The following is a 25,166-nucleotide window of genomic DNA, read 5'->3' as shown; positions in this document are numbered from 1 at the left end:
TATCTTCTCAGATATTGATAACACTATTACCAAACGATGACGAGCGGAGACGAGCGGTGACTGACTACAAGTTTTTGAAATGGGAGTCGCTCGACGGTGATGGTTCGGAAGGCACGATCGTTCGGATTTCGCTGAACCGACCTGACCAGCGCAATGCCCAGAACCGCGGCATGCTGGTGGAACTCGACCAAGCATTCACGCGCGCCGAGGCCGACGACACCGTACGGGTTGTCATCCTCGCCGGCGAAGGCCCGATGTTCTCCTCGGGTCACGACATCGGCTCCACGCAGGCACGCGCCGAGTACAGCCCCGGTCCAGGACAGCACCCCACCGTGACGATCAACGGCGGCACCCGGGACGGCGCCGAGAGGACGATGCTGCAGGAGTGGCACTACTTCTTCCAAAACAACCTGCGGTGGCGCAACTTACGGAAAATCACGATCGCCCAGCTGCACGGCGACGTGTTCTCGGCCGGGCTGATGCTTATCTGGGCGTGCGACCTGATCGTCGGCAGCGAGGAGGTGCGCTTCGCCGACGTCGTGGGAACCCGACTCGGCATGTGTGGCATGGAGTATTTCGGCCATCCATGGGAGTTCGGACCGCGCCGCACAAAGGAACTCATGCTTACCGGCGATGCGATCGGGATTGAAGAGGCGTATCGACTTGGCATGGTCAGCAAGATCTTCAAGCGCGACGAACTGTCCGACAGAACTCTCGAACTGGCGCGACGCATCGCCAAGGTGCCTACCATGGCAGCTCTGCTGATCAAGGAGTCCGTCAATCAATCCGTCGACAACATGGGCTTCTACAACGCCCTACAGTCGTGTTTCGCGCTGCACCAGCTGAATCACTCGCACTGGGCTCAGATTCGGGACGACAAGCTTCCCACCGCCGGCGAGGAACAAGGAGTGCCGAATTGGCGAACCGCTCCTCCCGTTGTCCTCGCAGCCAAAGACCGGGTCCACACTGAGCTATGACCGCACTCGACGGGACGACTCCCAGTTCCCAGCATCCGATGGCCGCGGACTTCCCTGACCACCTGTTCCACAAGCTCCCGTTCTTCGACGTGGTCGATCAGGATGAGACGGTCGTCGTGGATCTGCACCACCGCTCCGACATCACCAATATCCGGGGTGCGCTCCAAGGCGGATTGGTGGCCACGCTGGTGGACGTGGTCGGCGGACGGCTAGCGGCCCGGTGTGTGCCACCGGGCCAAGGCGTCAGCACCGCCGACATGAACATCCACTATCTCGCGCCGATTTACGTCGGTCCGGCAAGAGCGACCGCGACGCGGGTGCGTGCCGGACGGCGGATCATCGTTGTCGCTGTCGACGTGATCGACCTGCACAACGATCAGCTAGCCGCCCGGGCAACCCTCAGTTTCGCCGTGTTGGCGCCACGGGATCAACCTGTAACGGCGCCGTAGCGGGCATCGGCGACACGGTCCAGAGCGACACCCGGCTCGCCGTACACCATGGCCCAGCCGCGTACCCGGCGGTAATACAACTGGATGTCACATTCCATCCCGAATCCGTAGCCACCATGAATATGCAGGCTGCGTCGTGTGGCGTCGCGCGCAGTCTCGTAGGCGAATGCAAAGGCCATCGCCGCCAACTCGCGCGCCCGGTCCGGCTCGTCGACAAAAGCACATGCCGCCCTGAGCCCGAGCAACCGCGCCCCATCGGCGGCCGTCGCGCTGTCAGCCAAAGGGTGCGAGACCGCCTGGAATGTCCCGATTGCGGTTCCGAATGCGTGGCGCTGCTTGGCGTACTCGACCCCAATTTCCACGGCCTTTCTGGCCGCGCCCGCCAGCGCGACGGCGGTCAGCGCCAACCACAGGTCGAGGCCGCGCGAGTAGAGCCTAAGCGCCTCCGCACCATCGGCCAGAACGATGCAATCATCCCCGATCACTATGTCTGCCAGCGGCATTGACCCGAGATTCGCTACCGCCCTGCGATTCTTCGCGAGTGGGACCGCCAGCAGCCACCCGTCCGCCATCGCGACCACGTAGTCGGCGACCGAGCCGGCCGGCACCAGTCCCAGTCGTACGCCGTTGCCGGCGCGTGGTGCGAAGGTGACGACCTGCTCTCCGGCGAGCACCCGATTCAGCAAGTCGGCGCCCTTCTCGCCGGACGCCGCCAACGCGCGAGCGGCAACCTGCGCTTCGATGAGGGGCGCGGACGCGACCACCCGACCGAATTGTTCAGCAACCAGTGCAAGTTCCAGCTCTGATGCGCCCCAGCCCCCGACTGCCTCGTCGACGGCCATCTCCACCGCGCCCGTCTCGAGCAGCGCTTTCCACAACCTGGGATCGAACCCATCCGGCTCAGCCGCACGCACGCGTTCAGAAGACGATTCCCGCGCGAACAGTGCGGCGAACGAATCCACCAACTGTCGCTGCTCGCCGGTCAGACTCAGATCCACGCTCGGCAGTCCTATCGCATGCGAATATACTCACTCTCAAAATCGAGAGTAACAGTATCTACGTGGTCGACCAGCGATTGGCTGACGAGAGATTGGCACCGGCTCATGCATTTTCAGCTCGACCCCGACACTGAGGCCTACCGAACGCAAGTGCGGGCCCACCTCCAGCAGGCACTGACGCCCGAGTTCGAGGAACGCCTTTACCGCAGCGGCGTCTCCCACGATGAAGATTTTGCCAAAGGGCTTGTCGCCAAGGGATATTTCGCTCCGGACTGGCCGGTCGACCTCGGCGGCGAAAACCGCAATGCGTGGGACGCGCAGGTCGTCAAAGAGGAACTCATGCGGTTCGACGCTCCTATGTACCTGTCGGAGACGACCCGGATGGTGGCCTCCATCATCCGCGCCGTCGGATCTCCGGCGATGAGGGACCGCATTCTCAACGATGCGATGAATGGCGACATCACGATTGCTCTCGGCTTCACCGAACCGGAGTGCGGTTCAGATGTTGCCGCCGCTGCCACCAGGGCGGTCCGCGACGGCCCGCAAGAAGACGCAGGCTGGGTGATCAACGGCAGCAAGATGTTCACCACCAACGGCCATATCGCTGACTACGTCTTCTTGCTGGCACGAACCAACCCTGACAAGCCAAAACACCAGGGCCTCACCATGTTTCTGGTACCGCTGGACACCGACGGCTTTGCAGCCCAAGCGGTATGGACCCTGTCGGGTGAACGCACCAATATCACTTTCTACACCGATGTGCGCATCAGCGACGAGTGGCGCATCGGCGACGTCGACGGTGGGTGGCGAATTCTCGGCCTGTCGTTGCAAGACGAGCACGCCTCCGGCTGGGGTCCGCTCCTGAGCCGGTTGTTGGACCACGCCGAGCACTGGGCCACCGCACCGGCCACGGACGGTTCGCTGCCCATCCACAATGCCGACGTACGGCGCCGGTTAGCCAGGGTCGCCATGGAATACGAGGTATCGATGCTGCTTCAGCGCCGGTGCCTATGGATGGTCGAAGAGGGCCAGAGCCCGGTCGCTGAAGGGCCGATGTCGAAAGTGTTCAGTACCGAAACCCTCGAACGCGCAAGCCAGGACATCATCGAGCTCGTCGGCCCGGATGGCCTGCGCAGTTACTTCGAGCCCACCGCTCCCGAGCACGGCCGGTTCGAGCACCTGCTGCGATTCTCGTTGGGCACCACCATCTATGCCGGCACCAGCGAGGTGCAGCGCACCATCATCGCCCAACGTGGGCTCGGGCTACCCCGTTAGCTTTCGTGGGCGACGAGGGGTCGCGGCGCGCGCAGGCGCTTTGCGCGGTGCTCTGGCTTTTGCCTCGGCCACCGGCGGGCTGATCGCCTGCTTGCACCAGGCCCACAGCTGATCTTCAGTCAGCTTGGATCCCTTGCCGCCCAGATGAAAAACGCCGATCTGTGCCAGCGCGGTGAGAGTCGTGTTCAGCAGTGTGGTCAATTGCGCCGGCGTGAGATCGTCACGAACCAATCCGGCACGCGCGCAGGAGGTGATGATCTTTGTGAGCAACTTCAGGTGCGGCTCCCACACTTTGGCGAAGTCGGCAGGGCGCTCGATCTCCAGACTGAGGTTGTAGATCGTCATGACTCGTCCGCCCACCGATTCCGACGACTCGGCGCGATACAGCACACCTCGGCAGAAAGCCTCCAGCTGCTCCATCGGACCGTCTGCGGCTGCGACTTCCTGCCGGATATTCTCGGTGAACTGACCGGTGACGTTCTCATAGAGCGCCAGCATGAGTTCGTCCTTGCCGGCGAAGTGCTGATAGAAGGCCCGCAGGCTCAAGTTCGACCTATCGATCAGAGTCTGGATGGTGAAGTCGGCCTTCCCCGACTCCTCCACCAGCTCCAACGCCGTCGCGAGGAATCGCGAGCTGCGCGCGAGAGCGCGCGCTCTCGCCGAACTGAGGCGGCGCTCGATCGTGCGCTCCTGCCAGGTCGTCGTCGCCTCGACGTCGGATCCGACGACTTCTGAACTCTCGTCGGGGCCGTCCCCGACACTCTTCTTCACAGCCATAATGGCCATCAGAATACGCGCAAGTCGCCCAAGTTCACGCACTACCTACGCGTGCATGTTGATAACCGGTGGCGGGAGCCGTCACTGGAACCGCCCGATGAGGTACCGTGGAAACGGTCATTCTCGCCTATGGACATCAGTGTGCACCGGACTGAAGCCGCAGGCCGTGCTGAAGGAGTGCAGCGTTGAGCGCAGACATCCTGATCGTGTCGCCGGACGACCATCTGGTTGAGCCGGCCGACCTCTGGACCAGTCGGCTGCCCGAGCGCTATCGGGACATCGGGCCGCGGATCGTGCGCATGCGGGGGCGGATGGATCCCACGGTCACTTCCGATGTCGCGTTCGTCGCGGATGAGGACGGTCGCGACGCCGACATCTGGCACTACGAAGACGCGGTCATCCCCATCCCGCTGATCAGCGCGGCAGCCGGCTACGAACTCGATGAGCTCACCACCGATCCGATCACCTACGACGAGATGCGTCCCGGCTGCTTCCGTCCGAAAGACCGACTCGCCGACATGGACATAGCCGGGATCGAAGCTTCGGCGTGCTTCCCCAACACCCTGGTCCGGTTCTGCGGCCAGCGATTCCTGTATGCCAAGGACAAAGACCTTGCGCTGCTTTGCGTTCAGGCCTACAACGACTTCCAGATCGACGAATGGGGCGGCGACTCCAACGGCAGGCTGATCCCGCTCGGCATCATCCCGCTCTGGGACGTCGAACTCGCCGTCCGGGAAGTGGAGCGGGTAGCGGCCAAAGGCATGCCGGCCGTGTGCTTCTCAGAGCTTCCCAGCCGCCTCGACCTACCGTCTATCCATAGCGGCTACTGGGACCCGTTCTTCGCCGCTTGTGAGCGAAACCAGGTCGGCATCATGCTGCACATCGGGTCGAGTTCGTCGCTCACCAAGTCCTCCCCGGATTCCCCGCACGTCGTCACCAGCGCGCTGATGGCGGTGAACTGCACCATCGCCCTGGTCGACTGGTTGTTCTCCGCCAAGCTCATTCAGTTCCCTGGCCTCAAGATCGCGTTCGCCGAGGCACAAGCCGGGTGGATCCCCTATTACCTGCAGCGCGTCGACGAGGTCTGGGAGGACCGTCGGGCATGGGGCGGCATTCATCCTCTGCTCACCGAACCGCCCAGCAACCAAGTGCCGGGACGCGTCTACTTTTCCACCTTCGGCGACCCGGTCGCGTTCCGCATCCTCGACCTGGTGGGGCCGGACCAACTCATGTTCGAGACCGATTACCCGCACAACGACACCAACTGGCCGCGGAGTCTCGAAGTCGCCAACAAGGCGACCGAGGGCCTGGACGAGGCGACCAAACGTAAGGTGCTGTCCACCAACGCAAAGAGGTTCTTCGGCCTCGTCTGAAATCTGCTCGGCTACAGAGCTTTCCAGTCCGGCTTGCGCTTTTCCAGGAAGGCACGTGGGCCCTCGATGGCGTCCTTCGTCAGAGCCACCTTCATCCGGTAGTTCTCGGCGAGTAGTTCGGCTTCGTAGATGGGCAGTGTCAAACCCTTTCGCACCGCCATGCGCGAACCACGCACCGCCAGCGGTGCATTCGAATTCACCACTTCAGCGATCTCCCACGCACGGTCCATCAGCCGGTCGTGGGCTACCACCTCGGTGAAGACACCGAGATCGTAGGCGCGCTGTGCGTCGAGTTGTTCATGCTTTCCCATCAGGATCAACCGCATCGCCACCGGCAGCGGCAGGATCCGTGCCAGCCGGACACCCTCCCGGCCGGACGTGACGCCGATACTGACGTGCGGATCCATCAGTTTCGCGTGCTCCGAAGCGATGGTGATGTCTGCGGTGGTGACGAGATCCATTCCGGCTCCGCACGCAATACCGTTGACCGCGCAGATGATTGGCTTGGTCATCTGCAGCCACGGTGGCGTGGCCTCCTGCGGCGCGTCCCATTGCCGGAGAGAGCTGAGAATGGGCTCGCCCTGGTTGTCGATGCCCGCGGCGTTGTCCATGTCATGGTCGGCGGCTTTGTTGATATCGGCTCCGACGCACAGCGCCCGGCCCGCACCGGTGAGGATGACGGTCCAGATATCCTGCGAACGCTCAATTTCCGCGTAGGCCACTGCCAGTTCGGCGATCATCTCGTCGTTGATCGCATTGAGCACCTCGGGCCGGTTCAGGGTCACACAAGCGGTGTGGCCCCTGATCTCGACCTCGATCGTCGCGTAATCCGTCACCTGGCGTGGCTGCCCTTCTCTAAAGCCTCTGTGGCGCTTGGCCGTGACCCGAAGATGTCGTTGAATCTTGCACAGTAGTTCGGCCAAACGTCGGGATTCAGCAGACGTGGAGGCCTGCCGCCGCCGAAGATCGTCTGCCACTGGGTGGCCGTGGCGACGGCGAGGTCGCGCGCGGCTTCCACGGTGATGCCTGCGGTGTGCGGTGTCGCAACCACGTTGTCGAGTTGCAGCAGCGGGTTGTCCTGCCGAGGCGGTTCCTCATGGAACACATCGAGTCCGGCTCCGGCGATCCCTCCGCTGACGAGCGCATCGAACAGGGCCGCCTCGTCATGAACGGGTCCGCGCGCCGTCGTGATGAAGAACGCTGTCGGCTTCATCGCGGCGAACTGCGCACGGCCGAAGAGCCCCCGGGTCTCACTGGTCAGTGGGCACGTCACCTGGATGAAGTCCGAACGTTCGACGAGTTCAGCAAGCGTGACGACCTGCGCGCCGCGGGCTTGTGCGCTGATCTCGTCGAGGTAGGGGTCGAAGGCCAGCACCTCCATGCCGAACGGCGCACACAGCTCGACCAGACGACTCCCGATGGCACCCAAACCAATGACACCGAGCGTCTTACCCAGCAACTGACTGCCCCGCAACGCCAACCGATCGCCAAGCGGACCGGCCCGAAGTACGCGGTCGGCGACGGTGATCTTCTTGGCGAGGTCGAGCATGAAGCCCAGCGCGTGTTCGGCGACCGCCTCCGCGCCGGGGCCGGAGTTGTTGCACACCGCGATGCCTGCCCGAGTGCATGCCTCGACGTCGATCACATCGAATCCCGCCCCGGCCGAACACACAGCGAGCAGCGTCCCGCAACGCTGCAACAGGGCAGGCCCGGCCAGCCACTGTGTGCCGTCAGCGTATCCCGACACGTCCGTGCGAGTGGCCACCTGGTATCCGTGGGCTGATTCCAGTGCAGCCCAACCCTTTTCAGCGTCCGTCGTGAGATCGAGTTTTATCAGATCGACATCGCCGACCTCGAGGATGTCGCCGGCGACGGGATCGGTCCACCGTTCGTAGACCAGACGTGGACGGGTGCTCAATTGTGCTTGACTTTGGGCTTCGCCTGCGCCGCCTTGAACATGTCGGCGAGTTCGGTATTCACGTTCCGGTAGTCGTTGCGCGCGATAGCGCCATCCCGGCCGTCGACGATGTCGTAGCCGAGCCGCAAATCCTTGTTCTCCATGTGGAAGTACTCCCGACCGATCGGCAGCCGGCGGTCGTCCAGAGGTACTTCCATCCAGGCCCGCAGGAAACAGCGCGCCTTTTTCGGGTCGGTGCTGCTGACGAAGTCCGAGCGCGAATGGCACATGGCAAAGTTGTTGGCCACCGCCGCTTCGCCCGACTCCAGCCGGAATTCGACCTGCTGCTCGACAAGGATGTTGCGCAACAGTTCGACGGCCTCCTGCTGCACCGGGGCGAACTCACGGCCCAGCGTCTTCATGGCAGGAAGGATGCTGCTGTAGGTGAAATTAATGCAGATCCGGCCATCGATCTGGGAGAAAATGGGCACATCGTAGGGTGTCACGTCGGGCTGGTCGTCGGGCTGCTCACTTCTTCGGTGGTGCGGGAAGCCCTGGTAGAGCACCTCGAGCAGGTCTGGACGCTCGGCGAGGATCCGGTTGTGTGCGGCGGGCCCGCTGGCGAACTGACTCTCGCCACCCTGAGCCGCCGGGTACACGCACAGCAGTGAAAGGATGTCGGCGGCGTCGTTGTGCATAGCCAACTCCGCACGCGATTTGGTTCCACGGGCAGGTTGCACGCCGCCCGGCAGGATTTCCTCTTGGACGCGAACCATCCGGTGGCCGAAAGAGTTGTTCGACACGAGATATCCGAAGTGCGTGCAGAACGCCCAGTAGATGCGTTCGAGGTCTTCGACGGAATGTTGCTCGACGGGAAAGCCGCGGACGCAGGCCAACCCCTTGCCGAACATCAGATCGGAGTACAGCCGTGCGAGGTCGTCGTCGAGGTCTGGGTGCCGAGCGTCCTCGGGTGTGATGGCATCCCGGTCCTTGGTCGCGGTCTTGGCCAGGATCGATTCCAGCGCAGCCACATTGCGGGCCGAGAGGTCGAAGGTGAAGTCTTCCTTGCTGGAGAAGTCGGCACCCGTCCATGCCATCGGGTCGGTGACCTGGTCGGTGTAGATCGCGGTCGGCATCGGTACTCCTCTGGTCGTGACGCTGGTGCTGGCTATTTCTGCAGCGCTCGCAACGCACGCGCGCGGGCAGTGGCCGCCTCTGACATCATCCCGACGTCAGTACCCGCCGAAATGAATCGCAGGCCCCAACCCACGAACCGATGCAGCAGGTCAATGGACTTGATCCCGGCCACTCCCAGCGCCACGTCATGCTTGCGACAAGCCGCCGCAACCGATTCTACTGCACGATGGAAATGCTCATTCTCATACTGGCCATGGATGCCCATTTCGGCAGTCAGATCACTCGGACCCAGCAGGATCATGTCGACGCCGCGCACCGCTGCGATGGCGTCACAGGCCTGCACCGCTTCGGGCGTTTCGATCATCACCGCCACCACCGTGTGCCGCTCGAGAAACTCCGTCAGTTCGGTGGCCGATCTGGCTTCGTAACCACTGACGGCGTTCGGACCGGCGATCGACCTGTGTCCATGAGGCGGAAACCGGGCGGCATTCACCACCGACTCCGCTTCTGCTTTCGAATTAACATGTGGCACAATAATTCCTGCCGCTCCGCTGTCAAGAACACGGGCGATACCGCTGTGGTCGTGAGATGCGACCCGCACCAGTCCGGGGATACCCGCGCCCGCCGCACTCGCGCACAGCATCGCGGCAGTCTCCAGCGACGTCGAGGTGTGCTCGAGATCGACATAGATTGCGTCGTAACCGCACGCGGCCGCGATCGCCGGTACGTCGGGGGTGCGTGAGTTCAGCAGGGCAAGGCACAGCACGAGACCATCGCCCTTCAGCGCGTCTCGGAGTGATGCCTGCACATCCTCACGGTAACGGACTGAGAACCGTCGTTCCATCTATTCGCTAACGACGTTTCCCATGTGATAACCATTAGCTATGCCACCCAGCCGAGTCGCCATCGTGGGTGCTGCGCTCTCGGATTGCGGACGAGTGCCGGACAGGACGGCCATGTCGCTGATGGCGCAGTCCGCCCGCCGGGCGATCGCCGATGCCGGCCTCACCAAGGACGACATTGAGGGATTTGGCGGGCACGGGTCGTTGTTGCCGCCCATCGAGGTCAGCGAGTACCTCGGCCTGCGCCCGTCGTGGGTGGACGCGACGAACGTGGGCGGATCGTCATGGGAGGTCATGGCACGCCACGCCGCGGCGGCGATCAGCACGGGCGAGATCGATGTCGCCCTGTTGACGTACGGCTCGACTGCGCGTTCCGACGTCAAAAGACGTGTGCGCGCGTCCGCGGCGGCGATGAGCACCGGCGGCGCCATGCAGTACGAAGCCCCATACGGCGCCACGCTGATCGCCAAGTACGCCATGGCCGCCCGGCGGCACATAATCGAGTACGGCACGACTGTCGAACAACTCGCCGAGATCGCTGTCGCCGCCCACGAGTGGGCAGCCATGAACGACAACGCATTCGAACGCGACCGCATCACCGCCGACGACGTTGCCGCCGCTCCCATGCTCGCTGACCCGTTCACTACCAAGCACGTCTGTCTGCGCACCGATGGCGGCGGCGCGGTCGTGCTGGCCGGCGAACGAGTGGCCAAGGATTGCGCCAAGGAACCGGTCTGGATACTCGGGGCGGCCGACGCGACCTCGCACGTCAGCATGAGCGAGTGGGGCGATTTCACGACGTCGGCGGCGGCTCGATCGGGACCTGCGGCCTTTGGGCAGGCCGGGGTGAGCCCGGCCGACATCGATGTGTGCCAGCTCTACGATTCGTTCACTTCCACAGTGCTGCTCACCGTGGAAGATCTGGGGTTCTGCGCCAAAGGCGAAGGCGGCCCGTTCATCGGATCGGGCGCGTTGCGCCCAGGGGGAACACTGCCCACCAACACCGACGGCGGCGGGCTGGCCTCGTGCCACCCCGGTATGCGTGGCATGTTCCTCATGGTCGAAGCTGTCCGACAGCTTCGCGGCGAGTGCGGGCCTAGACAGGTCGATAACGCCCGTTTGGCGTGTGTGAACGCGATGGGCGGCTTCTTCACCCACAGCGCGACGATGATCCTCGGTAGGCAGTGATGGAGATCCCGACGGGCCCACACCGCCCCACGGTCGACGCCGACAGCGAATCCTGGTGGGCGGCCGTGCAGGACCATCACCTGATGGTCAATACGTGCGCGGCGTGTGGCCGGAACTCGTTGCATTCGCGCCCGTTCTGCCCACACTGCTGGAGCGAGGACGTCGCTCTGACCACCGCCACTGGCCGTGCTCGCCTCTATACGTGGAGCGTGGTCCACCAGAACGCCGCACCTTTCAACACGTGCACGCCGTACGTTCTGGCGATGGTGGATCTCGTCGAGGGACCACGGCTGATGACGGTTCTCGAGGACTGCCCGATCGACGAATTGCGTGCCGACATGGACGTCGAACTCGCATTTCGCGACGATGAAGACGGATTTGTCATCCCGGTGTTTCGCCCCCTTTAGCAGCGGCTAAGCGGTCGGCCAGCACGCGCGGCCTACCCGTGGACCGCGCCTCGAGTTTGTTCCGTTCCACCTTGCCGTTGGCGTTACGCGGCAACGATTCGCTCCAGAACACGAGTTCCTCGGGCAGCTTGTACTTGGGCAGCCCGGCCGACAAGAGAGCGTCGGCGACCCGAGACAACGACATCTCGAAACCGGCGTCGAGGACCATGGCCACGGCAAGCCGCTCACCTGTTGTGTGGTCGGCGACGGAATACGCCGCGGACTCCCGCACGCCGTCAATCCGCGCGACGGCCTCTTCGACCTCCGCAGTGGGAATCTTCAAACCGTTACGGATCACGATCTCCTTGATCCTGCCGACGATCCGCACCCGGCCGCCGGTCAGGTCCGCGACATCGCCCGTGCGGAACCAGTCGCCGTCGAAGGCCGCGGCGTCGTCGGAGACATCCGTGTAGCCGAGGAACAGGTGCGGGCCCCTGATACAGCACTCGGTCGCATCGCCGACGGAACCGACCCGCACGTCCACGTCGTCGAGCGGCAGACCGTCATCGGCGTGCCGTACCGGCGCGGCCTCGTCTCGCAGACCAGAGGTGCTCACCGGGGCCTCTGACGATCCGTAGGCGCGCATGACCACGATGCCGAAGTCTGTCTCGATTCGCTGCACGATACGGCGGTCCAGCATCGTCCCGCCGAGATAGACGGCACGCAAAGGGATCTGCATCTGACGTGCCACCGCCTCGTCGAGCACCCTGTCCAGTAGGCGGTCGGGACCGCCGTACCAGCTGGCACCCGAAGAGACCAGCAGATCGCACGTGGTCGCGGCGTCCCAACGATCCTCGAGGATCACCGGCGCGGACAGCATGGCGGGGATGAACAAGGCCTGCAGGACACCGGTGACCGACGCCAACGGACTGATGAGAAAGATGCGGTCCTGTTCGCCCAGGCCGGCGGCGGCGATGTAGTTCGCCGACGACTTGATCAGCGTGCTCAGCGAGTGGACCACGCCCTTGGGCTTCGCGGTGGTGCCCGATGTGTACAACACGAAGCATGGCTCGTCGGCCGACCGCCGTTCCCCGGCAACATCCGCGCCGCCCGCCCCGCCTGCCTCGCGACCCAGATCGATCCACCGACACCGACCCGAGAGCTCAGGCGCAGCCATGGCGGACCAGTTGGGCGCCACCCCGTATCCGGCGTCCGTGCGCGAGACGATGTCGGCGACCTGGGCCGCGCCCAACCCCCTCGCTACCAACAGGACGATCGCGTCCAATCGCAAAGCGGCGTGCACCGCCACCAGGGAGTCCACGTCGTTGCCGACCACCAGGACTACCGGTGTGTAAGCCCTTACTCCCGCCTCGACCATGGCCCGGCAGGCCGCCTCGACGCGTTCGTCGAGATCGGCGTAGGTGAGCTGGCTTGTTCTGTCCACCACAGCGACCCGGTCCGGGTGCCGCAACGATGCCGAACGCACCACATCAACCGCGTCTGCGGACCAGAAACCGGCGGCCCGATAGCGTGCCCGCAGCGCCTCAGCCCGCTGTGGCGCGTGTCCCAGCAGGTCAATAGGGCCGACCATGGATTCCTCCGATGCAAACGCTCGTTCTCTCCGAAGGTAAATGTAACCTCTCACGCATGCAGTCAATGACTTTCGACAATCAGGTAGCCATCGTCACCGGCGCCGGCGGTGGACTTGGCCGCTGTCACGCGCTGGACCTCGCACGGCGCGGGGCTCGTGTCGTTGTCAACGACCTCGGCAGCGCGGTGGACGGCAGCGGCGCCTCGACGTCGGCGGCCCAGACCGTAGTCGACGAAATCACCGCGGCCGGGGGTACCGCAATTGCCAACGGCGATTCGGTCGCTACTGACGCCGGGGGCGCTGCCATTGTGGCTGCCGCGATGGACGCGTTCGGACGGGTGGACATCCTGGTCAACAACGCGGGAATCCTGCGCGATGCCGCGTTCAAGAACATGACGGCCGAACAAGTCGACGCGGTGCTCGAGGTCCACCTCGCGGGCACCTTCAACGTCACCCGCGCGGTCTGGCCGATCATGCGCGAGCAGAACTACGGCCGCATAGTCCAAACCAGCTCGGGCACCGGCCTTTTCGGCAACTTCGGCCAGGCGAACTACGGGGCCGCGAAGATGGGCCTCGTCGGGATGATGCATGTGCTGGCCATCGAGGGACAGCGCAACGGCATTGCCGTCAACGCCATTGCGCCGATCGCCCGCACACGAATGACCGAGAACATCATGGGAGAAGCCGCCAAGGCCATGGACCCCGAACTGGTCACTCCTATCGTCATCTATTTGTCGCACCGCAGCTGCGATCGCACCGCACACATCTACTCGATAGGGGGCGGCAAGGTCTCCCGTGTCTTCATCGGCGTCACAAAAGGCATCGAGGACGGTGCGCTGACCGCTGAGACTGTGGCGAACTCCATCGATCAGATCGATGACAGCTCGACATTCACCATCCGGGGCGGACCGAGCAAAGCTTGACGTTCAGCGCCCCTCGAAATTTGGCTTGCGGCGCTCGGCGAACGAACGCAGGCCCTCCTGCAGGTCAGCGGTCCGGGAGACGGCTTCCTGCGCCCACGCCTCCTGTTCGAACGCGCGGTCGCGCCCCGACTCCGACGAGACCGACAGCAATCGTTTGGTAAGCGCCAACATCACCGTGGGCCCGGCGGCGAGACGCCCGGCGATGTCTTCCGCAGTGGTCTCGGTGTCGCCCGGTGCGACCACCCGGTTGACAATGCCGACACGCTCGCACGTCGCCGCGTCGACGGGCTCGCCGAGCATCAGCAATTCGGTGGCTCTGCGCAGTCCCACGATTCGCGTCAGCAGGTGGATGGCGCCTGAGTCCGGCAGGATCCCGCGGTGCACAAACGCTTCGACAAGCTTTGCCTCCGTGGACATGACGACCAGATCGCAGGCCAGCACCAGGCTGGCACCCGCACCCGCGGCGGTTCCCTTGACCGCCGCGACGACCGGTTTGTCGCAATCCAATATCGATGCGACCAACCGCTGCCAGCCCTGCTGCAGCATGCGGGCGATGTCGCCGGGTCGTTTGTCGGTGACGGGTGTCGCTTGGGCGCTCGCCGCGTGCGGCGCAAGACCCGCGCCGGTGCAGAAGTGCCGTTCACCCGTCGAACTCAACAGCACGGCGCGCACGGCGGGGTCATCGTTCGCCTGGGTGAACGCAGCTGTCAGCGCGTCACGCGCCAAGGGCGACAACGAGTTTCCAACATCTGGACGGTCGATGGTGATGCGCTGCACCGAGTCGGCACCAACCGCCACGACAATGCCCGACAGTTCTTCGCCCATCTGCCTCTCCCTGCGTTAACGGCGTTTCCGCTTTTCGGGTATCTTGATTTCCATGCCCGAGACCGGTCAGATTACCGATGAGGGACTGGCCCGGTTGCGCGCCACCATCGGTATCGCTGTTCCGCATACTCAGCCGCCGCACTACTTTCGCCCGAACGAGGACTGCTTCCGCCAGGTGGCGGAAAGCTACGGGGACGCCAACCCGCTGTGGGCGAACCCTGAGTATGCAGCCAAATCCGTTTGGGGAGAATCGATCGCACCGCCCGCACTCGTCGGCGGAGATTCGCTGATCGGCGAGGACGAGGTGACCATGCTCTCCGATGAAGACCGCGCGCTGACCAAAGGTGACCCGTTGCGTGGTGTCCACGCTTTCTACGCCTCCTCTGCGCGCGAATGGTGGGCACCGCTGCGTGCGAATCATCGGGTCTTCCGGCGCAATGCTCTGGTGGCGGCGCTGGACAAGAGCAGCGAGTTCGCCGACCGCGCCGTGCACGAATGGTCGGCACAGGTGTTCCGCGACGACGAGGGCGTGATTCTGGGCGGCCAGTACCGCAACATGATCCGCACCGAGCGCGGCAAGGCCCGCGGCCGCAAGAAGTACGAGGCCGTCGAGCTGAAGTCCTGGACACATGACGAAATCGCCGAACTCGACGACAGATACGCATCCGAGTCACCGCGTGGTGCTGAACAGCGATGGTGGGAGGACGTGAACGAAGGCGACCACGTAGGCCCATTGACAAAGGGCCCGCTGACGGTCACCGACATGGTCTGTTGGCACGTCGGCATGGGAACTGGAATGTACGGCGTGCGACCTCTGCGGCTGGCCTGGCGCAACCGGCAACGCATCCCCCGTTTCTACACGCCGAACGGGCACGGCGTCCCGGATGTGCAGCAACGCGTGCACTGGGAACCGGACGCGGCTCGCAACGCGGGCAATCCCACCACCTTCGACTACGGGCGCATGCGCGAGACGTGGCTGATCCACCTGTGCACGGATTGGATGGGCGACGATGCTTGGCTGTGGAAGCTCGACTGCGAGTTTCGACTCTTCAATTACGTCGGCGATCTGCACACGATCACCGGAACGGTGGTGCGCAAGTACCTCGCGGATGGCGACCGTCCAGCCGTCGAACTCGAACTCGCCGCGACCAACCATCGTGACGAGATCACGGCTCCGGGGCACGCCACGATCCTGCTCCCCAGCCGTGAACTCGGACCCGTGCGGCTACCCGATCCGCCCGGTGGGGCGAGCAATCTCGGGGACCTGCTCAGCGCCGTATCGGCACAGTTCGCCGAGCATCGAGGCGATGCGGCGGCACGGCGATGAGCTACGCCGACGTGCCCGGCCTTCTGGCCGAACAACGCGGTCCTGCACTGCATTTGACGTTGGACCGCGCCGATCGCCGAAACGCGGTCGACGACGTGATGCTCGACGCGATGATCGCGCATCTGGCCGCCGCGGGTACCGACGAATCGGTGCGAGTCATCCAGATCGACGCCGAAGGGCCGGACTTCTGCGCGGGTTCGGACCTGATCTCGAACAACACACGCTCGGAGCGCAAGCCGAGGGTGGGCAGCACCCAGCGCCGACTGCCCCATAAGGCCAACCGGCTCATCCCGCTGATGCTCGAGACGCAGGTACCGATCGTTGCCGTGGCGCGGGGATGGACGGCGGGCCTGGGATTTCACATCGCGCTGGCATCGGACTTCTGCGTCGCCGCCGATGACACCCGGTTCTGGGAACCGTTCATGGCACGCGGCTTCACCCCCGACAGCGGTGCGACCTGGTTGCTGCCACGGCTGATCGGATTGGTGCGCACCAGACAACTGTTGATGCTGGGCGAGGAGATCACCGGCGCCACCGCGGCCGACTGGGGCATCATCCACGGCGCCTATACACCCGACGAATTGAACTCCGCCGCAGCCGAACTCGTCACACGGTTGGGTGAGGCACCGACGGTGTCTCTCGGGCTGACCAAGTGGCTGCTGCAGAGCGGCAACGGACTCGATCTTGATCGCCACCTGCAGAACGAGGCATTGGCACTCGAATTATCCAGCCGCAGTGATGATTTCAAAGAGGGTCTGACGGCCTTCCGGGACAAGCGCGACGCAAAGTTCCAGGGACGATGACTTTAGTTCCAGTGACCGCAACCACCAGCGCCGCGGACGCCGTCGTCGCGGTGCAGCGCTGGGTCGACGCCGAGGTGCCCGCCTCCTGGCGGACGGCCGTCGCCAAGAGCCCCGACGCACTGCGGGCGGCACGCAGTCCCGCGGACTACCTCCAGTGGTATCCGGTCTTCGCCGCGTCCGGGCTGGTCGTACCGACGTGGGCCCCCGAACACGGCGGGCTTGGTGTCGGCACCGAGCTCGCCCGCACGATCGACGAAGCACTGCGTCCGCTGCGGCTGCGCCGGCTGAATCCGTTGGGGCTCAACAACGCCGCCGCAGCGTTGTTCAGCCACGGCACCGAACAACAGCGGCTGCGCTTCCTGCCGCCGATCGTGCGCAACGAGGAGAAGTGGTGCCAGCTCTTCAGCGAGCCGGGCGCCGGGTCCGACCTCGCGTCGCTGGCCTGCCGCGCGGTGCGCGACGACGACAGCTGGGTGATCTCCGGGCAGAAGGTCTGGACCACCTGGGCTGACGAGGCCGACTTCGCAATGCTGCTAGCGAGAACGGATCCGCAGGCGCCCAAACACCAGGGCATCACCTATTTCCTGCTCGACATGCACCAACCCGGTGTCGAGGTGAGACCACTGCGCCAGATCACCGGCGAGGCGGAGTTCAACGAGGTCTTCATCGACAACGCACGGATTCCTGACGAGCACCGGGTGGGCGAGGTCAACGACGGCTGGCGAGTCAGCGCGTCCACGTTGTCCAGTGAGCGACAGATGGTTTCGGGATCCGGATCGGGAGGGATGGGCCGGCTAGGCGGTTCCAGCGCCGAACGCCTGATCACCCTCGCGCAAGAGACCGGGAAGTGGACCGACCCGGTCGTCCGGAACAAGGTCATGCGACTGTGGGCGCAGGAGCAGATCCGTGGCTGGACGAACGCCCGTGTCCGCTCGGCACTTTCGGCTGGCCAGTCCCCGGGAGCCGCATCCTCGATCGGCAAGGTGCACCAAGCGACGCTGAACCAGCAGATCCAGGACCTCATGGTCGATCTGCTGGGTACGGATGCGATCGCCTGGGAGAGCACCGGCGACCCGGACGCCCTGCCACGCGACGTCCAGGGAATGCTGCGCAGCCTCGCCAACGGCACCGAGGGCGGCACCACCGACATCAACAAGAACATTCTGGGTGAGCGGGTGCTCGGATTGCCGAAGGAGCCGGACCCGTGGAAGGGCAAGCCTTGGAAGGACATTCCGCGCTCGTGAATGCCTACCAGCGCCTGGTGGTGGAGAAATCCGACGGTATCGGCTGGCTCATCTTGAACAGGCCGACCGCTGGCAATGCGTTCGACGCGGCGATGCTCGACGAACTCGAATCCGCCTGGGCTGACCTGGACGCCGATCCCGATGTTCGGGTGATCGTCAACACCGCCAACGGCAAAGCGTTCTGTACCGGGATGGACGTGGTGCAGGTGGCCCGCGACAAAGAAGCTATGCGCCGGCACTCCCGTCGGACCAGGGACGCCGCGCTGAAGATCTCGTCCTGGCACTGCGGGGTATGGAAACCAGTCATCGCGGCCGTGAACGGGGTGTGTGCGGGCGGCGGACTGCATCTGGTGGCCGACGCCGACATCGTGATCGCCGCCGAAGACGCTTCGTTCGTGGACCCGCACGTGTCGCTCGGTCAGGCCGTCGCCTACGAGGCGATCACGCTGCTACGCAAGTCCCCGATGGAGGCCATCATGCGGATGACGTTGAGCGGCAGGGGCGAACGCATCTCCGCGAAGCGCGCCTACGAGCTGGGTCTACTGTCCGAGGTCGTACCGCCCGACCAGCTTCGCGCGGCAGCCGGGCGACTCGCGGCCGCGATCGCCACGAATTCGCCGACCGCGATGCGGGCCACCAAGAAGGCGCTCTGGCACTCCCTGGAAGTCGGATTGACCCAAGCTCGCAACGACGCAGCCACTGAAATCTGGCGACTGCGCAATCACCCCGATCACAGCGAGGGCGCCCGGGCCTGGCACGAGAAGCGTACGCCGAAATGGCAACCGCTCTCGGAAGCTATGGAGGTTTCATGACGTACCAGCGGCTCGTTGTCGAGCGACGCGGCCCGGTCGGCTGGATCATCAACGACCGGCCGGACAGCCTCAACGCCTACGACGCTGTGATGCGTTCCGAATTCCCCACAGCCTGGTCGGAATTGGATGCAGACCCCGAGGTGCGAGTCATCGTCCACACCGGCAACGGGCGGGCCTTTCAGGTGGGCGCCGATGTGGCGGAGCTCGACGGCGAGGCTGTGCTGCAGTTCCAGGAGACCATGCGCACGCTGGACCTCAAGTTGACGGCATGGCACTGCAACGTCGCGAAGCCGGTCATCACCGCAGTCAACGGGGTGTGTGCCGGCGGCGGATTGCACTGGGTGGCCGACGCCGACATCGTCATCGCGTCGTCGAACGCGAGCTTCGTCGATCCGCACGTGTCGATCGGCCAGGTCAGCGCTCTGGAGACCATCGCGCTGATGCGCAAGATGCCCGCAGAGGCCGTGTTGCGAATGGCGTTGGTGGGCAGTCACGAACGGCTCAGCGCACAGCGTGCGTACGAGCTCGGCATGATCAGCCAGGTCGTCGACCCGCCCGACCAGCTGCGCGAGGTCGCCCAGGAGCTCGCCGAAAAGATCGCGAAGAACTCACCCGCGGCGATGCGCGCCACCAAGCGGGCGCTCTGGGGCGCACTCGAATACGGCCTCACCGATGCGTGCCGCGAAGGCGCCAAGCATCTGACGTCGATGTGGGGGCACCCCGATCAGAACGAGGGTCCGCTTGCTTTCGCGGACAAACGGACTCCGAATTGGACTCCGCTGGAAAGCGATTCATGAGCCTTGTGGAGCTGCTGGACGGCCTGCCCGAGGTCGCGGTGCACATGCTTGGCGCGGAAGTTTCGCGCGACGAACTGGTGGCCAGCGCCAACCAACTCGGCGCGTTGCTGACCGAGGGCGGATTGACGACGGGACAGGTCGTCGCAGCCATGCTGCCCAACGATGCCACGACCATCGCCGCCCTGTTCGGCACCTGGCGCGCCGGTGGCGTGTACACACCGCTGAACCCCAGAGCGGCCGATATCGAGATCGTCACCCAGCTCGAGACGCTGCACCCGGTTGCCGTCATCACCACTACGGCACTTGCACAACGATTCTCGACGTATCACCTACCGGTCATCACAGGCGACGCACTCGCGTGGTCCCCGGCCGCGCCGTCCGGGCGCCCCGCTGACGCGCGGTCCTACGACGAGGATGTCGCGCTACTGCAGTTCACCTCCGGCACCACGGGCCCGCCGAAGCCGGTGCCGCTTCGACACACCACGGTGCTCGACCTGATCGACCGGTTGCTGGACAAGCTTCGTGGTACGAACACTGCTGCAGGACAGCCGAAACGGACGCCCATGCCCAATCTGGTGCCGCTGTCGTTGTCGCTGTGGGCCGGTATCTACCAGGTGCTGTTCGCTTTCCGGGCGGGTGCGGGTGTGGTGTTGATGGACCGGTTCTCCGCGCGGGATTTCGCCGCGCTGGTGCAGCGGCACCAACTGCGGTCCACAGTGCTGCCGCCCGCAGCGCTGACCATGGTTCTGCATGACGACTCGGTCACCGACTTGGCGCCGCTCAAGATCGTGCGGTCGATCACCGCTCCCCTGTCCCCCGTTCAGGCGGGCCGATTCCGGGACAAGTTCGGGGTGATCGTGCTGAACTCCTACGGCCAAACCGAACTCGGCGGCGAGGTGGTGGGCTGGTCGGCCGCTGACGCCCGCGAGTGGGGCGAGACCAAACTCGGATCGGTCGGGCGTCCCCTGCCCGGCATCGACGTGACGATCGCCAATGACGAAGTTATGGTTCGCACCCCGACCACCGCTGCCCGCAAGGTCGATCCGGCCTTCCTGGACAGACTCACCGACGATGGCTGGTTTCACACCGGCGATCTCGGCTGGTTCGACGATGACGGGTTTCTCTGGCTCGACGGCCGGGTGTCGGACATGATCAACCGGGGCGGGCTCAAGGTGTTTCCGGGAACCGTCGAGGACGTCCTGCTCAGTGCCGACGGTGTCCGCGAGGCCGCGGTGGTGGGGATCGCCGACGAGCGACTCGGCGAAGTCCCGTGGGCGTTCGTGGTGCGCGGCAACGATTCGGTGTCTGAGGACAGCCTGGCGGCCTGGTGCCGCGAACGTCTGACTCCGTACCGCGTCCCGGCTCGATTTGTGTTCATCGATCGACTTCCACGCAACGATGTCGGCAAAGTGGTCAAACGCGAACTCGCCGCGCTGGCGGATTGAACGATCACCCCTCTGACAGCAACGAGACATTTCCCATGGCGGCTGTTGGAAACGTGTGCTCTCTTTTTTGAGAGTGCTACTGTCACATTGCGCAAATAAGTTCTTCCGAAGAACCGGATTTGGACTCGACGCTTGGAGGACCTGTTGTGCTGGAGGAATTGATACGGATGGCCGTGACCTGGGGCGTCATGTGCGGATTGGTCGCGTTCTTCTACTGGATGCTGTCGAATATCGGCACATTCTGACCAGGCCAGGAAATCCGCGGAATCGACGCGGCACACCTGGCGAGCAGCTATGGCCTGACCAAGGTTACGGCTGCCAACTCGATCTTCGAAGCAGGAAGGGCAGGAACCCCAGATGGACGAGCAGGATCGCCGCCGCAAACGTGGCCTCATTGGATTCCAGATTTTCATCTACGGCTTGCTCATCGCAATGTTTCTCATCCAGTTGCAGATGTATCTGACCAGGAACTGGTAGCAATGAAACATCCAACCATCAAGCGGCAGAGGGATAATCGCGACGCTGCTGGCGGCGCTGTTGCGTCGCCGACCTTGACCGGCCATGAGCAACGCACGCGCGACGTACAACGCCAGGCCGACCGATGGCTCATCGCAGGCACCGCCGTGATGGGTACCCTCGTCCTGGGCATAGTGGGTCTCCCGATTTTTTGTCGCGGCCTTTACCTGCTGCGCAATGCTCAGCGTGAGGGATTGTCCGTCCGTCCGTTGATGGTCACCCTCATCGGCTACGTGATCATTCTCGATGCAGCGTTGAACAGCATCGGGTGGGCACTCGACCTGTTCGCCAACCACGCCCTCATCACCCGCACGATATTCACAGCCTGGGGAAACCTGATCGATGCGGGCTATTTCTGGCACTACAACGAGCTTTGGATCGGCGGCGCAAGTGCCCCCGGCGAGAAGTCGTGGGTCCTGGTCTGCGTCCTGATCGCGTTCCCCATGCGTATGGCCGCCGCGATCGGCTTCCTTCAGATGAAGCGCTGGGGCCACCAGTGGATGATCGTGACCTGCTGGTTCGGCGTGATCGTTTGGACCGGCTACATCTTCAACATGACGATCTATGCAGACGTCCGCTACACCGCAGTAGGTCTTCCCGTTCTGGGGTGGTGGGCGTTCAACGTCTTCTACATCACGCCGTTTCTCTCAATCCCCTACCTACACACCGTAAACCGGGAAATCTTCTCCGACTGATCGGGCCAGAAAGGACTCTCATGTCTACCTCCGACACGCAACAGCGCGAACCGACCGGAGAGCTGCCGCTCGGCACGACTTCGACCTGGGCGCGTATGCACAAATGGCTCAGGCGGGGTCTGTATGTCTGCCTCTTCGGTTTGGTCATTGAGGGATCGTTGACGGTTCCTGTGATGGCCGTTTGGTATGGCTGGCCAACGCTTTCGCTGACCGAGATATGTAGCGAACTGCTGAAAGTGCGTTATTCCAACGACACTCTGGAGTGCCAGCAGCCCTACCCACTCGGCGGGCCTCCGTTCGGAGGTGCACCTGAAGCAGCGGGCCAACAGACCGCCCGGGACGTCTGGGGCATTCAGCCGAAACCTCGATACGACCGAATCGGGTTCCGGGAGTTGGTCAGAATCCACGAGGAGCGCCTGGCGCGCCACCCATCGGCCGCTGCTTCCGTGCCCCATCAGTGACATGACGACCGTTGTGCTCGGCGCACCCGATACGCTGTGGACGGCGCTCGCCCGAGGACTCGGCGCGACCGCGAGAGACATCGATTCGCCGTTACCGCCCGCTGTCCACGGTGTCGTCATCATCGCCGGCACAGATCCCGCACCGCAATTGCATACTCTCGCCGACGTCACCGTGGTCGAGTGGCGTTCGGGTGTAAGCGAACTGGTGTGGCGGATACTGGCCGCGATGCAACGTACATTCGCGGCGATGAGCTCCCGTGGAGGTCGAATCGTGCTCGTCGTACCTACTGTCGGCATGACTGGTGCCGCTGAGCTGGTGCCGTATACGACCGCAATTGAAGGAATTCGGGCGATGGCGAAATCGGCTGCGCGGCAATGGCGATCCAACGGGGTGGTGTTAAACCTCATCGGAGTTCCGCTTCGATTATTCGCGCCGGAATTGAACAGCTCAACCGCTCACCTGACGGCCGCCGCATTCGCCGACGACGACACGCTCATCCACTCCGTCGTCGAGACGGCCAAATTCCTGCTCAGGGACGACATCAACCATCTGATCGGCGAGACCATCGTCGCGGATGCGGGGTCGGTGATGTTGCCGTGATGTTGGCCGGGCACACCGCCTTGGTCACCGGATCGGGTGCCGGGCTCGGGCGTGGCATCGCCATGGGTCTTGCCGCGCAAGGGGCACACGTCATCGTTGCATCCCGATCCGAGACGGGACTGGCCGTGGCGAACAAGATCACCGCTCGAGGTCACCGCGCGGCGTGGATATGCTGCGATGTCACGAGCAGGGAATCGGTCTACGCGGCTGTAGCTTTTGCACTGGAATCCACTGGCCGCCTCGATTCCGTCGTTCACAACGCGACGAGCGGTTCCTCGAGCCAGCCGCATCAGCTCGCCCAGGTGGATCGTTCGCTCTGGGAGGACCACTTCGCGGTGTCCCTCGGCGGCGCCCACCTGTGCGCCACTGCCGCCTATCGAGCGCTCCGTCACCGCGGCGGCACGTTCGTGGTGATGACCTCACCTGCCGGCATCGAAGGCAGCGCCACCCTGCCGCTCTACGCCACGGTGAAGGGGGCGCTGCGCGGCTTCGCGAAAAGCCTCGCCCGGGAATGGGCCGGCGATCAGATAACCGTCAACATTGTTTCACCCCTGGCCTATTCGCCCTCGATGACCGCCGCGATTGCGGCGGAACCCGCTATGGAGGCAAGGCTTGCGCGACGAATCCCATTGGGACGCATCGGCCATCCGGAAAGTGACATAGGTGCTGCCGTTGCATTCCTGGTTGGGCCTTACGCCCGGTACATCACTGGCCAGACACTGGGCGTCGACGGCGGCCACTACATGAATCTGTAGGCGGCAACAGTGGAGATCGGCGTCGTCATCCCACACACGGGTCCATCGACATCGCCAACGTTCATCCGCGACTTCGTGCAGGCTGCCGAGGGTTGCGGCATAGACAGGCTTTGGGCGGTCGACCATCTGGTGCTGCCGCAACGCGTCAAATCGCGTTACGTGCTCGGCCGAAAACCGACAGCCGTCGCCGACGACTGGTTATCCTCCAGTCTCGCACCAAATTACGAGATGATCACCACACTCAGCTGGGTGGCCGCTCAGACCAGGACAATCGGTTTGGGCACGTCAGTGGCGGTCCTGCCGATCCGCAATCCCATTGCCAATGCGCGTCAGCTGGCGACTCTCGACGTGCTCTCGGGTGGCCGCTTGATCTACGGCGTTGGCATCGGATGGATGCGGGAAGAGGCGATTGCAATGCAGATGGAGTGGGAACAGCGCGCCGCGCGTAGCGAGGAGCACATCGACCTGCTTCGGACACTATGGTGCGCAACCGAACGCTACATCGATTTTCACGGCGAATTCTACGACTTCGCGCCGATGGACCCATCACCCCTGCCGCAACAGCGACCCATACCGATAATGATCGGCGGCCATTCGAGTGCGGCACTCGAGCGGGCCGTGCGCATCGGTGACGGGTGGATAGCGGCACCGATGTCGACGAATCGTCTTGCCGAGCTGCTGGCGGATTTGCACCGCTTGGCCGACGGCCACGAGAGGCCTCATACCAACCTCTTTACTGTCGGCTCCACCTCGTTCGACCCGAGTGGCGGTGCCAAGTCTTTCAGTGAAACTTTTGACGCTTATAGGCGAACTGGCGTCGACCATTTACAAGTGGTATTACCCAACGAAAACCCGGCATTGACCATCGAGCACCTTGCTCTCCTCGGTGCTCAGAGAACGGATTGACGTAGCCGCGGATCGGAGAACGGAGCCATGACGAAATCAACACTCGGCGAAGCTAAGTCGTACTTTGCTGACGTCATCGCCGATGCGCAGCGGAGAACCGGTTTAACCGAGTTCGGTGGCGACACTTGGCGCAAGGGTTTGGAGCTCTTGCTGAACTCGGTGTTTC

The 25,166-nt window shown here is 63.9% G+C and carries 26 protein-coding genes; 18 read left to right on the top strand and 8 right to left on the bottom strand.

Annotated elements, in window-relative coordinates:
* Positions 1-56: 56 nt before the first annotated feature.
* Entirely contained in the window at positions 57-977 is a 921-nt protein-coding gene (locus ACZY1I_RS05015; RefSeq protein WP_463753145.1) for an enoyl-CoA hydratase, read from the top strand.
* Entirely contained in the window at positions 974-1,426 is a 453-nt protein-coding gene (locus ACZY1I_RS05010) for a PaaI family thioesterase (protein WP_463753144.1), read from the top strand. Before ACZY1I_RS05015 ends, ACZY1I_RS05010 begins: the two co-directional genes overlap by 4 nt.
* Here ACZY1I_RS05010 and ACZY1I_RS05005 read toward each other — a convergent pair.
* The gene (locus ACZY1I_RS05005) at positions 1,405-2,424 is read right to left on the bottom strand and encodes an acyl-CoA dehydrogenase family protein (RefSeq protein ID WP_463753143.1); all 1,020 of its coding nucleotides are present in this window, start codon (positions 2,422-2,424) and stop codon (positions 1,405-1,407) included. The genes ACZY1I_RS05010 and ACZY1I_RS05005 overlap by 22 nt on opposite strands.
* 105 nt (positions 2,425-2,529) lie before the next feature.
* Between ACZY1I_RS05005 and ACZY1I_RS05000 the strand changes: the two genes are divergently transcribed.
* Positions 2,530-3,699 carry an acyl-CoA dehydrogenase family protein gene (locus tag ACZY1I_RS05000; protein WP_463753142.1) on the top strand — a complete coding sequence of 390 codons (1,170 nt, stop codon included), beginning with the start codon at positions 2,530-2,532 and terminating at the stop codon, positions 3,697-3,699.
* Here the strand turns inward: ACZY1I_RS05000 and ACZY1I_RS04995 are convergent.
* A complete protein-coding gene (locus ACZY1I_RS04995) occupies positions 3,688-4,476 on the bottom strand; it encodes a TetR/AcrR family transcriptional regulator (protein WP_463753140.1) in 789 nt (262 codons plus the stop codon). The genes ACZY1I_RS05000 and ACZY1I_RS04995 overlap by 12 nt on opposite strands.
* Positions 4,477-4,661: 185 nt before the next feature.
* On the opposite strand from ACZY1I_RS04995, the gene ACZY1I_RS04990 reads away from it, so the two are divergent.
* On the top strand, positions 4,662-5,849 hold the full coding sequence (locus tag ACZY1I_RS04990; RefSeq protein ID WP_463753139.1) for an amidohydrolase family protein: 1,188 nt from the start codon (positions 4,662-4,664) through the stop codon (positions 5,847-5,849).
* 11 nt (positions 5,850-5,860) lie between these two features.
* Here the strand turns inward: ACZY1I_RS04990 and ACZY1I_RS04985 are convergent, their stop codons facing one another.
* From ACZY1I_RS04985 to ACZY1I_RS04970, 4 genes are read right to left on the bottom strand one after another with little or no spacing between them, the layout of a single operon-like run.
* Positions 5,861-6,685: an enoyl-CoA hydratase/isomerase family protein gene (locus tag ACZY1I_RS04985; RefSeq protein WP_463753138.1), complete on the bottom strand. Its 825-nt coding sequence runs from the start codon at positions 6,683-6,685 to the stop codon at positions 5,861-5,863.
* Complete coding sequence (locus ACZY1I_RS04980; protein ID WP_463753137.1) at positions 6,682-7,767, bottom strand: hydroxyacid dehydrogenase; 1,086 nt, start codon at positions 7,765-7,767, stop codon at positions 6,682-6,684. The genes ACZY1I_RS04985 and ACZY1I_RS04980 overlap by 4 nt, the downstream gene beginning before the upstream one ends.
* Positions 7,764-8,882 (bottom strand): TauD/TfdA family dioxygenase, encoded by a 1,119-nt coding sequence (locus tag ACZY1I_RS04975; protein WP_463753136.1) that lies wholly within the window; start codon positions 8,880-8,882, stop codon positions 7,764-7,766. The genes ACZY1I_RS04980 and ACZY1I_RS04975 overlap by 4 nt, the downstream gene beginning before the upstream one ends.
* Before the next feature lie 32 nt (positions 8,883-8,914).
* A complete protein-coding gene (locus tag ACZY1I_RS04970) occupies positions 8,915-9,727 on the bottom strand; it encodes an HpcH/HpaI aldolase family protein (RefSeq protein WP_463753135.1) in 813 nt (270 codons plus the stop codon).
* 40 nt (positions 9,728-9,767) lie between these two features.
* Here ACZY1I_RS04970 and ACZY1I_RS04965 point away from each other — a divergent pair, with 40 nt between their 5' ends.
* Entirely contained in the window at positions 9,768-10,913 is a 1,146-nt protein-coding gene (locus tag ACZY1I_RS04965; RefSeq protein WP_463753134.1) for an acetyl-CoA acetyltransferase, read from the top strand.
* On the top strand, positions 10,913-11,320 hold the full coding sequence (locus ACZY1I_RS04960; protein ID WP_463753133.1) for a Zn-ribbon domain-containing OB-fold protein: 408 nt from the start codon (positions 10,913-10,915) through the stop codon (positions 11,318-11,320). Before ACZY1I_RS04965 ends, ACZY1I_RS04960 begins: the two co-directional genes overlap by 1 nt.
* On the opposite strand, the gene ACZY1I_RS04955 is transcribed toward ACZY1I_RS04960, so the two are convergent.
* The gene (locus ACZY1I_RS04955; RefSeq protein WP_463753132.1) at positions 11,295-12,890 is read right to left on the bottom strand and encodes a class I adenylate-forming enzyme family protein; all 1,596 of its coding nucleotides are present in this window, start codon (positions 12,888-12,890) and stop codon (positions 11,295-11,297) included. The two genes, ACZY1I_RS04960 and ACZY1I_RS04955, sit on opposite strands and share 26 nt — an antisense overlap.
* Positions 12,891-12,946: 56 nt before the next feature.
* Here ACZY1I_RS04955 and ACZY1I_RS04950 point away from each other — a divergent pair, with 56 nt between their 5' ends.
* A complete protein-coding gene (locus tag ACZY1I_RS04950) occupies positions 12,947-13,813 on the top strand; it encodes an SDR family NAD(P)-dependent oxidoreductase (protein ID WP_463753131.1) in 867 nt (288 codons plus the stop codon).
* 3 nt (positions 13,814-13,816) lie between these two features.
* Here ACZY1I_RS04950 and ACZY1I_RS04945 read toward each other — a convergent pair whose 3' ends face one another.
* Complete coding sequence (locus ACZY1I_RS04945) at positions 13,817-14,638, bottom strand: enoyl-CoA hydratase/isomerase family protein (RefSeq protein WP_463753130.1); 822 nt, start codon at positions 14,636-14,638, stop codon at positions 13,817-13,819.
* Between the two features lie 52 nt (positions 14,639-14,690).
* Between ACZY1I_RS04945 and ACZY1I_RS04940 the strand changes: the two genes are divergently transcribed.
* From ACZY1I_RS04940 to ACZY1I_RS04890, 11 genes are all read left to right on the top strand, one after another.
* The gene (locus ACZY1I_RS04940; protein ID WP_463753129.1) at positions 14,691-15,965 is read left to right on the top strand and encodes a hotdog family protein; all 1,275 of its coding nucleotides are present in this window, start codon (positions 14,691-14,693) and stop codon (positions 15,963-15,965) included.
* A complete protein-coding gene (locus ACZY1I_RS04935; RefSeq protein WP_463753128.1) occupies positions 15,962-16,768 on the top strand; it encodes an enoyl-CoA hydratase/isomerase family protein in 807 nt (268 codons plus the stop codon). The genes ACZY1I_RS04940 and ACZY1I_RS04935 overlap by 4 nt, the downstream gene beginning before the upstream one ends.
* Positions 16,765-18,012 carry an acyl-CoA dehydrogenase family protein gene (locus ACZY1I_RS04930; protein ID WP_463753127.1) on the top strand — a complete coding sequence of 416 codons (1,248 nt, stop codon included), beginning with the start codon at positions 16,765-16,767 and terminating at the stop codon, positions 18,010-18,012. Before ACZY1I_RS04935 ends, ACZY1I_RS04930 begins: the two co-directional genes overlap by 4 nt.
* Entirely contained in the window at positions 18,009-18,824 is an 816-nt protein-coding gene (locus ACZY1I_RS04925; RefSeq protein ID WP_463753515.1) for an enoyl-CoA hydratase/isomerase family protein, read from the top strand. Before ACZY1I_RS04930 ends, ACZY1I_RS04925 begins: the two co-directional genes overlap by 4 nt.
* Positions 18,821-19,621, top strand: a complete 801-nt coding sequence (locus ACZY1I_RS04920; protein WP_463753126.1) for an enoyl-CoA hydratase/isomerase family protein — start codon at positions 18,821-18,823, stop codon at positions 19,619-19,621. Before ACZY1I_RS04925 ends, ACZY1I_RS04920 begins: the two co-directional genes overlap by 4 nt.
* Positions 19,618-21,066, top strand: a complete 1,449-nt coding sequence (locus ACZY1I_RS04915) for a class I adenylate-forming enzyme family protein (protein WP_463753125.1) — start codon at positions 19,618-19,620, stop codon at positions 21,064-21,066. Before ACZY1I_RS04920 ends, ACZY1I_RS04915 begins: the two co-directional genes overlap by 4 nt.
* 479 nt (positions 21,067-21,545) lie before the next feature.
* Positions 21,546-22,277: a hypothetical protein gene (locus ACZY1I_RS04910; protein WP_463753124.1), complete on the top strand. Its 732-nt coding sequence runs from the start codon at positions 21,546-21,548 to the stop codon at positions 22,275-22,277.
* Positions 22,278-22,297: 20 nt separating this feature from the next.
* On the top strand, positions 22,298-22,738 hold the full coding sequence (locus ACZY1I_RS04905) for a hypothetical protein (protein WP_463753123.1): 441 nt from the start codon (positions 22,298-22,300) through the stop codon (positions 22,736-22,738).
* A gap of 1 nt (position 22,739) precedes the next feature.
* Positions 22,740-23,339 (top strand): SDR family oxidoreductase, encoded by a 600-nt coding sequence (locus tag ACZY1I_RS04900; protein WP_463753122.1) that lies wholly within the window; start codon positions 22,740-22,742, stop codon positions 23,337-23,339.
* Positions 23,336-24,094 carry an SDR family NAD(P)-dependent oxidoreductase gene (locus tag ACZY1I_RS04895; protein ID WP_463753121.1) on the top strand — a complete coding sequence of 253 codons (759 nt, stop codon included), beginning with the start codon at positions 23,336-23,338 and terminating at the stop codon, positions 24,092-24,094. The genes ACZY1I_RS04900 and ACZY1I_RS04895 overlap by 4 nt, the downstream gene beginning before the upstream one ends.
* Before the next feature lie 9 nt (positions 24,095-24,103).
* A complete protein-coding gene (locus ACZY1I_RS04890; RefSeq protein ID WP_463753120.1) occupies positions 24,104-25,000 on the top strand; it encodes an LLM class F420-dependent oxidoreductase in 897 nt (298 codons plus the stop codon).
* Positions 25,001-25,166: the final 166 nt, after the last annotated feature.

It is taken from the genome of Mycobacterium sp. IDUB_37 (assembly GCF_055419245.1).
The sequence above is the reverse complement of the archived record's forward strand: the minus strand, read 5'-3'. Positions and strand labels throughout refer to the sequence as shown.

Excerpts from the sequence above, each read along its gene's own strand:
- ACZY1I_RS04930 (WP_463753127.1), top strand. The coding sequence starts at position 16,765 with ATGACTTTAGTTCCAGTGACCGCAACCACCAGCGCCGCGGACGCCGTC.
- ACZY1I_RS04910 (WP_463753124.1), top strand. The coding sequence starts at position 21,546 with ATGAAACATCCAACCATCAAGCGGCAGAGGGATAATCGCGACGCTGCT.
- ACZY1I_RS05000 (WP_463753142.1), top strand. The coding sequence starts at position 2,530 with ATGCATTTTCAGCTCGACCCCGACACTGAGGCCTACCGAACGCAAGTG.
- ACZY1I_RS04935 (WP_463753128.1), top strand. The coding sequence starts at position 15,962 with ATGAGCTACGCCGACGTGCCCGGCCTTCTGGCCGAACAACGCGGTCCT.
- ACZY1I_RS04965 (WP_463753134.1), top strand. The coding sequence starts at position 9,768 with ATGCCACCCAGCCGAGTCGCCATCGTGGGTGCTGCGCTCTCGGATTGC.
- ACZY1I_RS04995 (WP_463753140.1), bottom strand. The coding sequence starts at position 4,476 with ATGGCTGTGAAGAAGAGTGTCGGGGACGGCCCCGACGAGAGTTCAGAA.
- ACZY1I_RS04905 (WP_463753123.1), top strand. The coding sequence starts at position 22,298 with ATGTCTACCTCCGACACGCAACAGCGCGAACCGACCGGAGAGCTGCCG.
- ACZY1I_RS04970 (WP_463753135.1), bottom strand. The coding sequence starts at position 9,727 with ATGGAACGACGGTTCTCAGTCCGTTACCGTGAGGATGTGCAGGCATCA.
- ACZY1I_RS05010 (WP_463753144.1), top strand. The coding sequence starts at position 974 with ATGACCGCACTCGACGGGACGACTCCCAGTTCCCAGCATCCGATGGCC.
- ACZY1I_RS04920 (WP_463753126.1), top strand. The coding sequence starts at position 18,821 with ATGACGTACCAGCGGCTCGTTGTCGAGCGACGCGGCCCGGTCGGCTGG.
- ACZY1I_RS04955 (WP_463753132.1), bottom strand. The coding sequence starts at position 12,890 with ATGGTCGGCCCTATTGACCTGCTGGGACACGCGCCACAGCGGGCTGAG.
- ACZY1I_RS04950 (WP_463753131.1), top strand. The coding sequence starts at position 12,947 with ATGCAGTCAATGACTTTCGACAATCAGGTAGCCATCGTCACCGGCGCC.
- ACZY1I_RS04960 (WP_463753133.1), top strand. The coding sequence starts at position 10,913 with ATGGAGATCCCGACGGGCCCACACCGCCCCACGGTCGACGCCGACAGC.
- ACZY1I_RS04945 (WP_463753130.1), bottom strand. The coding sequence starts at position 14,638 with ATGGGCGAAGAACTGTCGGGCATTGTCGTGGCGGTTGGTGCCGACTCG.
- ACZY1I_RS04975 (WP_463753136.1), bottom strand. The coding sequence starts at position 8,882 with ATGCCGACCGCGATCTACACCGACCAGGTCACCGACCCGATGGCATGG.
- ACZY1I_RS04940 (WP_463753129.1), top strand. The coding sequence starts at position 14,691 with ATGCCCGAGACCGGTCAGATTACCGATGAGGGACTGGCCCGGTTGCGC.
- ACZY1I_RS04900 (WP_463753122.1), top strand. The coding sequence starts at position 22,740 with ATGACGACCGTTGTGCTCGGCGCACCCGATACGCTGTGGACGGCGCTC.
- ACZY1I_RS04915 (WP_463753125.1), top strand. The coding sequence starts at position 19,618 with ATGAGCCTTGTGGAGCTGCTGGACGGCCTGCCCGAGGTCGCGGTGCAC.